The organism is Pseudomonas syringae group sp. J309-1 (assembly GCF_032582135.1).
In the GTDB taxonomy this organism is placed as follows: Bacteria; Pseudomonadota; Gammaproteobacteria; order Pseudomonadales; family Pseudomonadaceae; genus Aquipseudomonas; species Aquipseudomonas quasicaspiana.
In genome coordinates this window covers 16,070-30,044 of sequence record NZ_JAWHNU010000039.1, presented here as the reverse complement: position 1 = coordinate 30,044, position 13,975 = coordinate 16,070, and the positions used below count along the sequence as shown (strand labels likewise).

Annotated in this window: 12 protein-coding genes; 7 read left to right on the top strand and 5 right to left on the bottom strand. The window is 58.3% G+C overall.

Annotation, left to right across the window (positions count from 1 at the left end; all coding sequences use genetic code 11):
• Positions 1-6: 6 nt before the first annotated feature.
• Positions 7-1,410: a DKNYY domain-containing protein gene (locus RX972_RS19440; protein ID WP_316877656.1), complete on the bottom strand. Its 1,404-nt coding sequence runs from the start codon at positions 1,408-1,410 to the stop codon at positions 7-9.
• A gap of 192 nt (positions 1,411-1,602) precedes the next feature.
• Here RX972_RS19440 and RX972_RS19435 point away from each other — a divergent pair, with 192 nt between their 5' ends.
• Entirely contained in the window at positions 1,603-1,755 is a 153-nt protein-coding gene (locus RX972_RS19435) for a hypothetical protein (protein ID WP_122396514.1), read from the top strand.
• A 163-nt stretch (positions 1,756-1,918) separates the two neighbouring features.
• Here the strand turns inward: RX972_RS19435 and RX972_RS19430 are convergent, their stop codons facing one another.
• Positions 1,919-3,001: an MBL fold metallo-hydrolase gene (locus tag RX972_RS19430; RefSeq protein WP_122704977.1), complete on the bottom strand. Its 1,083-nt coding sequence runs from the start codon at positions 2,999-3,001 to the stop codon at positions 1,919-1,921.
• Positions 3,002-3,186: 185 nt separating this feature from the next.
• On the opposite strand from RX972_RS19430, the gene RX972_RS19425 reads away from it, so the two are divergent.
• Entirely contained in the window at positions 3,187-3,810 is a 624-nt protein-coding gene (locus tag RX972_RS19425) for a TetR/AcrR family transcriptional regulator (protein WP_099270043.1), read from the top strand.
• Here the strand turns inward: RX972_RS19425 and RX972_RS19420 are convergent.
• Positions 3,807-4,484, bottom strand: a complete 678-nt coding sequence (locus RX972_RS19420; RefSeq protein WP_122704979.1) for a DJ-1/PfpI family protein — start codon at positions 4,482-4,484, stop codon at positions 3,807-3,809. The two genes, RX972_RS19425 and RX972_RS19420, sit on opposite strands and share 4 nt — an antisense overlap.
• 107 nt (positions 4,485-4,591) lie before the next feature.
• Between RX972_RS19420 and RX972_RS19415 the strand changes: the two genes are divergently transcribed.
• The 4 genes from RX972_RS19415 (at position 4,592) to RX972_RS19400 (ending at position 9,758) form a co-directional block, all read left to right on the top strand.
• Positions 4,592-5,575, top strand: a complete 984-nt coding sequence (locus tag RX972_RS19415; protein WP_122396512.1) for a GlxA family transcriptional regulator — start codon at positions 4,592-4,594, stop codon at positions 5,573-5,575.
• Positions 5,576-6,086: 511 nt separating this feature from the next.
• Complete coding sequence (locus tag RX972_RS19410) at positions 6,087-7,436, top strand: gluconate:H+ symporter (protein ID WP_099270041.1); 1,350 nt, start codon at positions 6,087-6,089, stop codon at positions 7,434-7,436.
• A complete protein-coding gene (locus tag RX972_RS19405; RefSeq protein ID WP_231666533.1) occupies positions 7,437-8,297 on the top strand; it encodes a MurR/RpiR family transcriptional regulator in 861 nt (286 codons plus the stop codon). It begins immediately after the preceding gene.
• 3 nt (positions 8,298-8,300) lie between these two features.
• A complete protein-coding gene (locus RX972_RS19400) occupies positions 8,301-9,758 on the top strand; it encodes a D-aminoacylase (RefSeq protein ID WP_316877655.1) in 1,458 nt (485 codons plus the stop codon).
• 182 nt (positions 9,759-9,940) lie between these two features.
• Here the strand turns inward: RX972_RS19400 and fahA are convergent, their stop codons facing one another.
• Complete coding sequence (fahA, locus tag RX972_RS19395; RefSeq protein WP_316877654.1) at positions 9,941-11,239, bottom strand: fumarylacetoacetase; 1,299 nt, start codon at positions 11,237-11,239, stop codon at positions 9,941-9,943.
• Complete coding sequence (gene hmgA, locus RX972_RS19390) at positions 11,236-12,543, bottom strand: homogentisate 1,2-dioxygenase (protein WP_316877653.1); 1,308 nt, start codon at positions 12,541-12,543, stop codon at positions 11,236-11,238. The genes fahA and hmgA overlap by 4 nt, the downstream gene beginning before the upstream one ends.
• A gap of 283 nt (positions 12,544-12,826) precedes the next feature.
• Between hmgA and RX972_RS19385 the strand changes: the two genes are divergently transcribed.
• Positions 12,827-13,624, top strand: a complete 798-nt coding sequence (locus tag RX972_RS19385) for an IclR family transcriptional regulator (protein ID WP_316877652.1) — start codon at positions 12,827-12,829, stop codon at positions 13,622-13,624.
• The last annotated feature ends 351 nt before the right edge of the window (positions 13,625-13,975 follow it).

The following is a 13,975-nucleotide window of genomic DNA, read 5'->3' as shown; positions in this document are numbered from 1 at the left end:
GCGAGGTTAGAGCCCCGCCTGGTCCTGACGACAATCAGCAAGCACGCGTCGGCCATCGTTGCGATCTATCACGGTATCGCCAGCGCTACGTTTCTCGCGGCTGACAAACAGATAGCGGTAGCGCTCGTTTTCCAGCGCCACTGCAAAGCCTTCGGGTGTTTCTGTCTCAGCCAGTTGTCGCAGTGCGCCGAGACGACTCGAATCGCCCGCCTTCGGCCAGGCTGGAACGCGAGAATTTGCAGAGCACTTTTTGATATTCGACTGCGGGAACGAGGTGATAAAGCCTTCCTCGTCGACCAGCGCTCCGGCTATCGGACCGCTGATGCGTCCACGAAAGGATGGCCCTGCAACCGGTGAGGTGCCAGGACCGCTTATGGTGTACAAGCGCTGCCCACTGATCCCAAGAACATACGGCGTACTGTCCGGCCTGAAGAACACCAGGTCGGGCACATTCGAGATGCGCTTCACATCGTTCACTCCACGAAAATACAGCACATCATTCCCTGCAAGGGCGAGGCGTGACTCTGGGCCGTTATCGAAAACCTGAGGATGATTCGCCTTGCAGCGAAGTTCAGGATGACCCGCTACCGGACAGGTTGGAGATAAGGTTTTGATGTCAGGTGCATAATAGCCATCGAGTTCATTAAGGCTGTTCACAGCCTTTCCTCTCAGGTAGAGACGACGCCCATCGCTGACCAGACTCAGATGGTTTAAATTTTGGGGAGCAAGCATAGTCAGTGTCGGCAGGACATCGGGTCTCTCTTTCACGCTACTAAGAACGACCTCGAATACACGGCCAGCATTAATCACAAAGGGCCCTATGAACTGCATCTCCCCCACTGCCATGTCCGGCATCGGCTTGTCATCGTGATAAATGTGGTTGCGATCCTTTGCCCAATCATCGTGCTCATCAGCGCCCGACGTATCAAATGCCTGGAAAGTTTCAGGGTCCGCACCTTCAATAGGGGCAGGAGTGAGAAACACCGTACGGCCATCAGTTGAATACCAGGACTCGCCCAAACGTCGCAAGTCGGCGCCATGGGGCGTCATCAGATGATAGCCCCGCTCTTCATGCACGACATTGCGCTGCATCTTTGATGGGAGTATGCATGCGGGGATGGGTATGCCCACACCATCACCGGAGCGCGGGCACGCCGTACTTTCTCTCTTCGAGTCAGTCATGAAGTACCCTTTGCCACCAATCTCAACCAGTTGGCGGCCTTTCACGGTAATTTTCTGTTCGACGCAAATTCCTTTCTTCTCGGGATGCTGCTCATAACTCCGCTCGCCAGGCTTTGCCAGTGGGTACCAGTTTTCGGTGCACTCATTCACCGTATAGGCATGCACGGCAGAGGACGAGGCCAGTACTACTGCACCCCATAAAACCCTGATAGCGTTCCAGTTCTTCATCCCTGCTGCCCCACTCACCTGATTCGTTGCGATATGTATTTCCCCGTAAGCGCCTGCGGGGGTGCTGATATTAACGCTCAACGGTCTGGATCAGATGCGATCAATCCGGAAAATATTGCGAATCTTGCGCGTGCTGTGTTGCCCAATCTCTAACGACCACAAACCAGCCCACAGACAACAAGAGATGCCGTGATGACCGAGCAAAACAAAGATCAGGAATCGAACCGCGAAGACCTCGACCACAAACCGGAAAATGCCGGGAAGATTGGCGAGAAGAACAAGCAGATGAATGAACAGGGTGAGCAGCCGAGACCGGGTACGCCAGCGGATCCGAAGCAGGGCTGAGGGTCGCGCTGCGTTCACGTCAGATTTTCATCCTGGCCTGGAAACGCGGTTTCAGTGGGAGCGAATTCATTCGCGAAGGGGCCGGTACATCCTCAGTTAACCTATCGTCTGAAATGCCGCCTTCCCGAATGAATTCGGTCCCACATATTGCGCTTACAAGGTATTAAGCATTGCGCCGTACGTACTGAAAACCGCGGATATCCTCCGAAGGCACTTCCCGTACACCTTCCATGCCCAGCCACCAGGCAGTGCCGCGACACGGGTACTGGACGTAAAACGGCTGCCCCATTTGCGGCGTGGTGATCAGGACATTCTTCTCCCAGGCCAGCGCGATGATGCGGTCGAAGGGTTCGTGCCAGGCGTGCATGGCCAGATCAAACGTGCCGTTATGGACCGGCAGCAACCAGCGACCGCGAAGGTCGATGTGCGCCTGCAGGGTTTCCTCGGGCTGCATGTGCACGTCAGGCCAGTCGACGTTATAGGCACCGGTTTCCATCAATGTCAGGTCGAATGGGCCGTATTGCTCACCGATGGTTTTGAAACCGTCGAAGTAACCGGTATCGCCACTGAAGAAGATCCGTTGATGTTCATCGTGCATGACCCATGACGCCCACAGGCTGCGATTGCCGTCCAGCAGCGTGCGGCCGGAAAAATGCTGGGAAGGCGTAGCGACAAACTGCATGCCATGCACTTCGGTGGATTGCCACCAGTCCAGTTGCTGAATCTTGTGCGCCGGTACGCCCCACTCCATCAAGGTATCGCCCACGCCCAGCGGCGTCAGAAAGTGTTCGGTTTTCGCCTCAAGCGCCTTGATCGCCATGTGGTCGAGATGATCGTAGTGGTTATGGGACAGGATCACCGCTTTGATCGGCGGCAGTTCTTCAATGCTGATAGGCGGCTGGTGGAAGCGCTGCGGACCCGCCCACTGCACCGGCGAGGCACGCTCGGCGAACACCGGATCAGTGAGCCAGAAGACCCCGCGCATTTTCAGCAAGACCGTGGAGTGCCCAAGGCGATAGACCGTGTAGTCCGGCGCAGCCAGAAGCTGCTGGCGCGTGAGTGATTGCACTGGAATTTCCCCCGAGGGACGGGTGACCGATGGCTTTTTGAAAGCCATGTTCCAGAAAATCCTCAGCGTCTTGAAAAAACCCATACGACTCATGGGCACAGGGTTGCGATAACGCCCTTGGTGCTTTTGCAGGGTCGGTAAAGACTGAGCTGACGAATTTTCTGTGATCTTGGTCATGGTCTGCTGACTCCGGGAGTTTGCTGCGCTGCTCATCATCGCCGCCGCTTTGCAATAGCGGAAAAGGCAAATAATGTGTAACCTGCTTTTACACTACACAGTGTAGTTTTAAGCTTGCATCATCAGCGATGACAAGTAAACTGCCGAGTGTACTTTTATCAAAACACTTGTTTGAAGCGAGACCTATGACTGCCCCTATGCGACTCACCGACCGAAAACGCGAAGCTATCGTGCTGGCCGCCATTGCCGAGTTTCGCGACACCGGGTTTGAAGTGACCAGCATGGACCGCATTGCCGCGCGAGCGGAGGTTTCCAAACGCACCGTCTACAACCATTTCCCCAGCAAGGAAGAACTGTTCGCGGAAATCCTCCAGCGACTCTGGTGCCGTATCGGCGAGATTCCGGATTCAATCTACCGGCCTGGTGTGACACTGCGCCATCAATTGCGCAGCATGTTGCGGGCCAAAATGCAGACGCTTTCTGACACCAACTGCCTGGACCTTGCGCGAGTTGCGCTGGGGGCAACCATTCATTCACCCGAACGTGCGGAAGTCTGGCTGGCGCGCCTGGATGAGCGCGAAGAAACCTTCGCTGCATGGATCCGCGCCGCCCAGGCAGATGGCCGTCTCAAGCCTGCCGACCCGACGTTCGCCGCCACCCAGATGCATGGTCTGCTCAAGGGCTTTGCGTTCTGGCCTCAGGTGACTATCAACAAGCCGGTATTGAGTCCAGAACAACAAGCCGAGGTTATTGAATCGACACTGGACATGTTTCTCGGCTGGTACGAAATCCCGGTAGCAAAAACCTAACCCTGCGCTGCCACCCGAGCCACGATAGCGCGGCGTTGGGCGATGGATTGCCTGAGTCGCTCGCGGGCCAGAGCCAGTACTTCGGCGGGCGCAGTTGACGGATGACCTGCATTGAAAGGCACTGCAGGCGCGTATTCCAGCTGCAGCTGCACGGTCTGCGCCTGCACTTCTCCAAACAGTTCGCCTACCAGCGTCAGGGCGAAATCAATTCCCGCCGTTACTCCGCCACCCGTCATCAGGTTGCCATCGCGGACCACCCGCTCATGCACCGCGATCGCACCAAAACTCTCCAGCAATTCATGCGAGGCCCAGTGGGTCGTCGCCCGCTTGCCCTTTAATAGCCCGGCTGCGCCCAGCACCAGAGCGCCGGTGCAGACCGACGTGAGGTATTTCACAGTCCGGGCCTGTTCGCGGATGAAAGCAAGGGTCTGTTCATCCTCCAGCAAGGGGTCGATACCCTGTCCGCCGGGAATGCACAGCACATCGAGGGGCGGGCAATCGGTGAAAGTCTGCGTCGGCTGGAGTTGCAGACCGGTGCTGGAATAGAGTGCCTCGAGGTCTTTCCAGATCAGGTGCACGGTCACACCGGGCGTCGAGGCGAATACGTCATAAGGACCGGTCAAGTCCAGCTGTTGCACCTTTGGGAATACGAGCAAGCCGATGTGCAGGGTCATATGAAGTCCGCTTGAGGTTGGGGTAGACGCGATAACTCTAGCGGTTTAGCCTTTGGCGGATACGCCATACACCCCACTTTTCACGCCAACCAATGTGAATAACGCTAATGAGCGATCAGCCACGATCCGTGCACATTCTTGCGTTCCCCAACGTTCAGTTGCTGGATGTCTGCGGACCGTTGCAAGTCTTCGCCTCGGCCAACCTTCAGGCCCAACAACAGGGTCTGCCGGTGCCTTATCAAATGAAGGTGATCGCTGCCCAGGACCACTCCATCGAATCGTCAGCAGGGCTGGGCTTGCTGACCTTTCCTCTGCCTGCGGCCAGCGAAAGCAGTGACACGTTGATCGTCGCCGGGGGACGTGGCGTTCAGGTGGCGGCCAGCGACCCGCAACTGGTGCGCTGGCTGCATGAGCACGCTGCTGCAAGCCGACGCGTCGCTTCGGTGTGCAGTGGCGCATTTCTATTGGCGGCAACCGGTCTGCTGGACGGTCGCCGCGTGGTCACCCACTGGGACAGTTGCGAGGCTCTCGCCCGGCAATACCCAGCGTTACGGGTCGATCCCGATCCGATCTTCATCCACGACCATGGCTACTGGACCTCGGCCGGTGTCACGGCGGGCATCGATCTTGCCCTGGCGCTGGTCGAAGAGGACCTGGGACACGCTCTGGCGTTGGCGGTCGCTCGGAATCTGGTGGTGTTCCTCAAGCGACCGGGCGGCCAGTCGCAATTCAGCGCCACCCTGTCGATGCAGCACGCAAGCGTCACGGAGGACGGACGTTTTGCCGACCTGCATGGCTGGATCATCGAAAATCTGACCAGCGACCTCGGCGTTGCCGCTCTGGCCGCAAAGGTGGGCATGAGCGAACGCAGTTTCGTCCGCCACTACCGCACACAAACCGGCATCACCCCGGCCAAAGCCATCGAACAACTGCGGGTTGAAGCAGCCCGACGGTTATTAGCGGACAGCACACAGCCCATCAAACGCGTTGCGGCACGGTGTGGATTTGGCAGCGAGGAGACCTTGCGGCGTAGCTTCTTGCGCGGATTGGGAGTGACGCCGATGGCTTATCGGGAGCGGTTTAGTGGGTAGACCACTATGTGTCTGGCGGATGACTTGTAGGAGCAGAGCTTGCTCGCGATAAGGACGCCGCGGATTTCAGGCTAATCGCGTCCAGCCTTATCGCGAGCAAGCTCTGCTCCCACAGGAATAACAGTCGTGGGACCGGCTTTAGCCGGGAAAGGGCCGGTACAGGCGCAGCATTTCTATCGTCAGGAATGCATCCTTCCCGGCTAAAGCCGGTCCCACGTCAGCTTGAGGGCAAACATAGAATCCCCACAACGATTTGCGCTAGAAAACAAAACCTCACCAAGAAAACTATTTTCATATATTGATTTATGTTTTTGCTTTCGTGTAATTTAATTTCATCACGAAAACAGAGATAACAATAATGAATGCCTGTGATCGCCGTTGCTCTCCCCCTGCTCCAGCGTGCAAACCTTTAGCGACACCTCTGCCGAGTTTTTCCGGAACGCCTCCTCACTGACGGGTTGCCCCGCTGTGTCGAGCCATTCGATTACCTCTCTCTGCAAGGAAACGCTCCATGCCGCCGTCCGCTGGTATTTCGCTTTTGATTTACGCCGCCATCGCGATCATTGCCTTGATCGTCCTGATTGCCCGTTATCGCCTCAACCCGTTCATTGTCATCACCCTGATTTCCGTCGGCCTTGCGCTGGTCGCCGGCATGCCTGCCACGGGTGTCGTTGCGTCGTATGAAGCCGGTGTCGGCAAGACCCTGGGGCACATTGCTCTGGTTGTGGCACTAGGCACCATGCTCGGCAAAATGATGGCTGAATCCGGCGGTGCCGAGCAGGTGGCGCGGACCCTGATTGACCGCTTCGGTGAGCGCAACGCGCACTGGGCCATGGTCTGCATTGCCTTTCTGGTGGGCCTGCCGCTGTTCTTCGAAGTCGGCTTCGTGCTGCTGGTGCCAATCGCCTTCACCGTGGCCCGCCGGGTGGGCGTTTCGATTCTTATGGTCGGTTTGCCGATGGTGGCCGGTCTGTCGGTGGTGCACGCGCTGGTGCCGCCGCACCCTGCGGCGATGCTGGCGGTTCAGGCTTATCAGGCGTCGGTCGGGCAAACCCTGTTCTATGCCATTCTGATCGGTATTCCGACGGCGATCATTGCTGGCCCGCTGTACGCAAAGTTTATTGTGCCGCGCATCCAGTTGCCTGCCGAGAACCCGCTGGGCAAGCAGTTCCTGGACCGTGAACCGCGTCAGAAACTGCCGAGCTTCGGCCTGACCATGACCACCATTCTGTTACCCGTGGTGCTCATGCTGTTGGGCGGCTGGGCCAACCTGATCAGCACGCCGGGCAGCGCATTCAACAGCTTCCTGCTGTTCATCGGTAACTCGGTGATCGCCCTGCTGCTGGCCACCTTGCTAAGCTTCTGGACACTGGGCATCGCCCAAGGCTTCAACCGCGACTCGATTCTGAAGTTCACCAATGAATGTCTGGCACCGACGGCGAGCATCACGCTGCTGGTGGGTGCCGGTGGTGGCTTGAACCGGATTCTGATCGACAGTGGTGTCACCAACGAAATCGTCGGTCTGGCTCAAGAGTTTCATCTCTCGCCGCTGCTCATGGGCTGGCTGTTTGCCGCATTGATGAGGGTTGCTACGGGTTCGGCGACAGTGGCCATGACCACGGCTTCCGGTATCGTTGCCCCCGTTGCGCTTGGCCTTGGCTATCCACATCCGGAGCTGCTGGTGCTGGCGACGGGCGCTGGTTCGGTGATCTTTTCACACGTCAATGACGGTGGTTTCTGGCTTATCAAGGAGTACTTCAACATGACCGTGGCACAAACCTTCAAAACCTGGACGGTGCTGGAGACGTTGATTTCCATTGTCGCGTTCGCCCTCACGCTCGGTCTGGCTCAGGTGCTCTGAGTGGATATTCTTTACCAGATCCGCGCGCGTCAGGACTCACTCAGCGCGGGCGAAAGCCGGATTGCCCGACTGATCCTCAGCGACGTGGCGTTTGCCGCCAGCGCCAGCCTCGACGAACTGGCCAGCCGGGCGGAAGTCAGCAGCGCCACCCTCTCGCGTTTTGCCCGCAGCATCGGCTGCCGGGACTTGCGCGACCTGCGCCTGCAGCTGGCTCAGGCCAGTGCCGTCGGCAGCCGCTTTCTCAACCCGGAGCAAGCGCCCGAGCAGTCGGCGTTTTTTACACAGATCGTCGGCGATATCGAATCCACGTTGCGTCAGCACCTGGCCGGGTTTGACGAATCGCGCTTCGCTGCCGCCATCGAACTGCTCAGCAAGGCGCGGATGATTCATGCCTTTGGCATGGGCGGCTGTTCCAGCCTTTGCAGCGAAGAATTGCAGACCCGTCTGGTGCGCCTGGGTTATCCCATCGCCGCCAGCCGTGATCCGGTGATGATGCGCCTGATCGCCGCAACGCTTGGGCCGGACCACAGCCTGATAGCGTGTTCCCTCAGCGGTCGTACTCCGGAACTGCTGGACGCTGTGAAACTGGCCAGCAGCTATGGCACGAAAATCCTGGCGATCACCCTTCCCGACTCACCACTGGGGCAAATCGCCGACGTGGTGTTGCCGTTGCAGATTGCCGAAACCAATTTTATCTACAAACCCACCGCCGCCCGCTACGGCATGCTGCTGACCATCGATGTGCTCGCCACCGAACTGGCCCTGCTCGCCCCTGAAGAAAATCAGGAGCGACTGCGGCGGATCAAGCTGGCCCTTGATGACTATCGCGGCGGTGAAGACGGCTTGCCGCTTGGAGACTGAACCATGCTTTATGACCTGATCATTCGCAACGCGCTGGTGATCGACGGCAGCGATGTTCCCGGTTTCCGCTCCGATGTAGCGATTCACGAGGGCCGCATCCTTCGCGTCGGCGACCTTGACGGCGTGCATGCAAAAGAAGAAATCAACGCTGCGGGCCGGGTCCTGGCACCGGGTTTTATCGATGTACACACCCATGACGACACGGTAGTGATTCGCTATCCCGACATGCTGCCCAAGATCAGTCAGGGGGTCACGACCGTGATCGTCGGCAACTGCGGCATCAGCGCCTCGCCGGTTTCCCTGGCCGGTGATCCGCCCGATCCAATGAACCTGCTGGGCAGCGCTGCCGCTTTCGTTTACCCGCGTTTCAGCGACTATCGCAATGCCGTGGACGAAGCGCGTCCAGCGGTCAATGTTGCCGCACTGATTGGCCATACCGCGTTGCGCAGTAACCACATGGGTGATCTGCAACGCACCGCCAGCGCGGAAGAAATCAGCGCCATGCGCGAACAGTTGCGCGACAGTCTTGAAGCGGGTGCGCTGGGGCTGTCTACCGGGCTGGCTTACGCTTCCGCGTTCTCGGCAGAAACCACAGAGGTTAAGCAACTGGCCGAGGAATTGACTGCGTTTGGCGCGGTGTACACCACTCACTTGCGCAGTGAGTTCGAGCCGGTGCTGGAAGCCATGGATGAGGCGTTCGACATCGGCCGCCACGCCAAATCGCCGGTGGTCATTTCCCACATGAAATGCGCAGGCGCCGGTAACTGGGGCCGCAGCCCGCAGTTGCTCGCCTCGCTGGAAAAGGCAGCGAAAACTCATCCGGTGGGCTGCGACTGTTACCCCTACGCCGCCAGTTCATCGACCCTCGATCTCAAGCAGGTGACTGATGCGTTCCGGATCACCATCACCTGGTCAACACCGCACCCGGATCAAAGCGGCCGTGACCTGAAAGACATCGCCGCTGACTGGCAACTGTCGCTGCTGGACACCGCACGCAAGCTGCAACCGGCAGGTGCGGTGTATTACGGCATGGATGAGCAGGACGTCGAACGGATCATGAGCCATCCGTTGTCGATGATCGGTTCTGACGGACTGCCGGAGGACCCGTTTCCGCACCCACGACTGTGGGGTGCTTTTCCCCGTGTGCTCGGGCATTTCAGCCGCGATCTGGGCCTGTTCCCGCTGCATACTGCGGTGCACAAGATGACCGGGTTATCCGCAGCGCGCTTTGCCTTGCATGAGCGCGGCCTGATTCGCGAAGGCTATTGGGCGGACCTGGTGTTGTTCAACCCCGCCACCGTACGCGATGTCGCCGACTTCAAAGACCCTCAACGCGCCGCCGAAGGGATCGACGGTGTGTGGGTCAATGGGCAGTTGAGTTATGCAGACGGCAAGGCGCAGGGTGAGCGACAAGGGAGGTTTTTGCCGAGGAGTGGGTCGCTTATAGAGGGGTTTCTATAGGAATGGGGTCTAGCTGTAAGAATTGTGCTTGCCTGCTATTGGGTTTACAAATCATCGCGGGCAAGCCTCGCTCCCACAGGGGACTGCGATCTATGTGGAAGCTGAGCTTGCTCGCGATGATTTGGCAACCCAATCTAAGGCAAGCACAAACCCTGACAGTTAAAACCCACTCCAAACCAGAATTAACCCACCACCACACCCCGACACTCGCCAAACCCGATCGATACCTGCCCTTCCCGCTGACAACGGGCGCGCAGGATCACCTCATCTCCATCTTCGAGAAAGCGCCGCACTTCACCGCCAGGCAGTTCGACGGTGTGCTTGCCGCCCTCGGTCATTTCCAGCAGGCTGCCGAATTGCCCCGGTTGCGGACCAGACAAGGTGCCAGTGCCAAGCAGGTCGCCCGGTTGCAGTTTGCAGCCGTTGACGCTGTGGTGGGTAAGCATCTGCGCCACGGTCCAGTACATGTTCAGGGTGTTGCTGCGAGCGAGAACCTGAGCCGGTAAACCCTGTGCCTTCATCTGCCGGGTCAACAACAGCACCTCCAGCTCGATATCCAGCGCACCGCCCTGCTGATCCGCCTCATCAAACAGGTACGGCAACGGTTGCGGATCACCTTCGGGCCGCACAGGTTGCGGGCTCCGGAACGGCACCAGCGCTTCGGCCGTGACCACCCAGGGCGAAAGGGTCGTGGCAAAACTTTTCGACAAGAACGGCCCCAGTGGCTGGTATTCCCAGGCTTGCAGATCGCGGGCTGACCAATCGTTGAGCAGGCACAACCCGGCGATATGCTGCTGCGCATCGGCAATGCTGATGGGCGCACCGTCCGGGTTGCCGGGGCCAACCCAGACGCCCATTTCCAATTCGTAATCCAGCCGTTTACACGGGCCGAACTCCGGTACCTCCTGACCTGGCGGAAGCGTCTGACCACCGGGGCGTCTGACCGGGCTGCCGGACACACACAGCGTCGAGGCGCGGCCGTGATAAGCAATCGGTACGTATTTGTAATTGGGCAGCAGCGGATTGTCCGGGCGGAACAGTTTGCCAACATTGGTCGCGTGATGAATGCCAACGTAGAAATCGGTGTAATCGCCAACACGAGCAGGCATGTGCAACTGACATTCGCTCATGGGATGCAGGAGCAATTCGCTGGACGCTTCTAGACTCGCCCGCTGCGGGCTGTGTTCGTCCAGCAGATGCAACAATTCACTGCGCAACTCTCGTCGGGCATGAGCCCCCAACGCAAAAAAGTCATTCAACTGATCACGACTGGCCGCCTCGGCTGCTCCCCGCGCCGCACCATTGAAAAAGCCCGCTGCAAGGGCAGCCTGCAGATCGAAAATCGAGTCCCCGATCGCCACGCCACCGCGCCTGGCTGAATTGCCACGACTAAAAACGCCCAGCGGCAGGTTCTGCAGCGGAAAGTCAGCATGGCCGTTGGCGGAAGTCACCCAACTGCGGCTGTGTGCAGGCGTACTCATTTTGGCATTTCCTTATTAAAAGTCCTGGCCATGCCGGTCCAGCAGGCGTCGTAATCGCTTTGCAGTTGCGGGCATTGCAAGGCATGCAGGCTCGGGCGCAAGACTTTGCCGGTCTCGAACATGAAGGCCATGGTGTTATCGATCTTGTGTGGCTGCAATTGTGCGACGGTGGCTTTTTCAGCCGTCGCGTTATCCGGGCCGTGAGCGCTCATGCAGTTATGCAAGGACGCGCCACCGGGCATGAAACCCTCAGCCTTGGCGTCGTAGGCACCTTCGATCAGGCCCATGAATTCATTCATCAGGTTGCGGTGAAACCAAGGCGGCCGGAAGGTGTTTTCGGCCACCATCCAGCGCGGCGGGAAGATCACGAAATCAATGTTGGCTTGGCCGTGCACAGCGCCTGGGGAAGTCAGGACGGTAAAAATCGACGGATCAGGATGGTCGTAACTGACGGTGCCGATGGTGTTGAAACGACGCAGATCGTATTTGTACGGCACGTTATTGCCATGCCAGCCCACCACGTCGAAGGGCGAGTGATCCAGCTGCGAGCTCCACAATTCGCCAAGGAATTTCTGCACCAACGTGACCGGCTCATCGCGCTCTTCAAACCATGCGATGGGTGAGAGAAAATCCCGAGGGTTGGCCAGCCCGTTGCTCCCAATCGGCCCCAGTTCAGGCAGACGCAGCGCGCAGCCGTGGTTTTCACACACATAACCTCGGGCCGTGGCGTCCAGTAACTGCACGCTGAAACGCATGCCACGGGGCAACACGGCGATTTCTTGCGGGCCGATATCCAGCAATCCCAACTCGGTGACGAGGCGCAAACGGCCCAGTTGCGGCACGATCAGCCATTCACCGTCGGCATTGAAAAAAGCTCGCTGCATGGAGGCGGTGGCGCAGTAGTTGTAAAGCGTCACGCCTTCAGTCTGATCTGCGGCGTGGGTGCTGGCCATGACTTGCAAGCCATCGATGAAGTCTGTTGGCTCGGACGGTAATTCAAAGGCATTCCACCGCAGGCGATTGGGCGTGATGGGCCCCATATGCTGGCCGATGATCTGTCGGTCCAGCCGCTGATAGCGTGGATGGGCAGCGGAGGGTTTGATGCGATAGAGCCAGGTTCTCCGGGCTTCTGCGCGGGGCACAGTGAATGCGGTGCCTGACAGCAATTCCGCGTACAGACCCAAGGCGTGCTTCTGCGGTGAGTTCTGCCCCACCGGCAATGCGTCAGGCAGTGCTTCACTGTTGAACTGGTTACCGAATCCGGATTGGTAGATCAGCGGCTCGGGAGACTGATGAGTGAACATCGGAACCTCTTTTTGTTTTTATAAGTTATTGCGTTGTGTCCATGACGCCGAATGACCTGTAGGAGCTGCCGAAGGCTGCGATGACGGTGTGTCAGGATAAATGTTTCGCAGCCTTCGGCAGCTCCTACGGGGAATGCACTTCAATTCCGCAAATTGCATTTTTTGGTCAGGGGCAGCACGAGCAAAATTACATTTAACAGAAAACGATTACGCATAACGTAATTTGAGTTCAGAAGCCGGTCAAGCTATAAAGCAGCCTTCTCAGACTGGCGTAACACCCGAAATGACCACGGAAACCGAAACCCCCGCAGGCGGGCGTCAGCAAAAGGTTCAGGCCGCAGAAGTCGGCATGGGCATTCTCAAAGCGCTGGCTGAGCTGGCGCCGTCCACCTCGCTGTCAAAACTCGCCGAACATGTGTCGATGCCTGCCAGCAAGGTGCACCGTTATTTGCAGGCACTGATTGCCAGTGGTTTCGCCGAACAGGATACGGTCACCAACCATTACGCACTGGGTCGTGAGGCGCTGTCTGTGGGGCTGGCTGCGGTCGGTCATCTGGATGTGCTGAAAATCACCGCGCCGCACTTGGCCACGTTGCGCGACGAACTGAATGAAACCTGCTTTCTGGCCGTGTGGGGCAACAAGGGGCCGACAGTGGTTTACGTCGAGCCTTCAAGCGGTGCGGTGACGCTGGTCACTCAGGTCGGCTCGGTGCTGCCGTTACTTGGTTCGTCTACCGGGCTGGTGTTCGACAGCTTCCTCACGAACAGCGAAACCGCCGGGCTGCGAGATCAGGAGTCAGCTCATTTGAACGCTGCACAACTGCGAGAGATCGAACAACACCTCAGTGATATCCGCAGCAGCGGTGTGCACCAGATTCGCGGGTTGTTGATGGCGGGGGTGAATGCGGTGTCCTCACCGATATTCAGCGTTGGCAACAAGCTCGCCGGAGTGATCACCATGGTGGGATCGGCATCAGTGTTCACCGATGAGCGCCAGGCCGAAGCAGCGCAGAGGCTTAGGGCTACGGCGCGGGTGATCAGCGCTCGAATGGGTGGGGATGTGGCGCTGTTCAGTGATTGATACAGGCTTTTATCTGGATAGGGTTTTAACTGGGAGAGCGGTAGTTGCCTTGGATTGGGTTCGCAAATCATCGCGGGCAAGCCTCGCTCCCACAGGGCCGCATTTCAACTAATGCGTTCTACCCGTGGGAGCTGAGCTTGCTCGCGATGGCTTGATGACCCAATGCCTGACAAGCAAAGCTTCCACAGGGCCGCATTTCAACTCAAGAAAGGTGTAAATGCGTTCCCCCTGTGGGAGCTGAGCTTGCTCGCGATGACTTGGTAACCCAATGCCAGACAAGCAAAGCTTCCACAGGGCCGCATTTCAACTCAAGAAAGGTGTAAATGCGTTCCCCCTGTGGGAGCTGAGCTT